The organism is Streptomyces sp. SID5785 (assembly GCF_009870065.1).
Taxonomy (GTDB): domain Bacteria; phylum Actinomycetota; class Actinomycetes; order Streptomycetales; family Streptomycetaceae; genus Streptomyces.
The window spans coordinates 1-741 of record NZ_WWIA01000835.1 but is presented as its reverse complement, the minus strand read 5'-3'; the positions used below and the strand labels follow the sequence as shown (position 1 = coordinate 741).

The 741-nt window shown below is 78.1% G+C and carries 1 protein-coding gene; it reads right to left on the bottom strand.

What is annotated here, in order from left to right:
- Window positions 1-84 precede the first annotated feature (84 nt).
- Window positions 85-741: polysaccharide deacetylase family protein (locus GTW43_RS26970; protein WP_161304569.1), on the bottom strand; the 657-nt coding region annotated here is incomplete at its 5' end.

Here is a 741-nt window from a genome sequence, read left to right as displayed (position 1 = left end):
GGTCCGGGAGGGCTCGGATCGTTGCCGGGTGTTCCGCCGTGGGGGTTCTCGCGCCGTTCCCCGCGCCCCTTGCGGGGCGGGTTGTCAGAGGTAGTTTTCCAAGGGGGCGATCGTGAAGCCCTCGTGTTGGATGCGGCGGATCAGGGTTGCTGTCGACGGGGTCAGGGGGCGGGTCGGCGGGGGCAGCAGGATGTCGCCGGGGTGGAGGCGGGCGGAGTCCGACAGGGGGCGGCCCAGGACGATCGCGTCGATGCCGCACGCGCCCGCCGCCCGCAGCGTCGCCGCGTCGTACGCACCGGACGGCGGCCGCAGCAGGCGCGGGGCCCGGCCGAAGCGGCCCGCGAGCCGGCGCTGCTGGCCGCAGATCTCGGCGTGCTGGCGGACGTAGCCGAGGCCGGGCAGGAACGGGTGGGTGAGGGTGCGGTTCTGGAGCCCGGCGCCGAGGGCGCGGAGCCGGCCGTAGGGATCGTGGCCGGGGCCCGCCGCCGTGCCGTCCAGGAAGACCGAGACCGGCAGGCGCAGGTCACGGACGAGCGCGGGGAAGCGCCGGTCGTGCTCGACGCCGCCGTCGAACGTGAGGAAGACGACCCGGTCCCGGGTGGGCACCCGGGAGATCACCGGGGGCACCCCGCCGGGGGCCCGGCGGGGCAGCACCCGGCGGGCCGGGGGTGCCGGAGCGAGGGGCGCGGGCAGCCCCCAGCGGCGGTGCGCGCCGGGGACCTCGGCGGGCCGGGCGCGCTC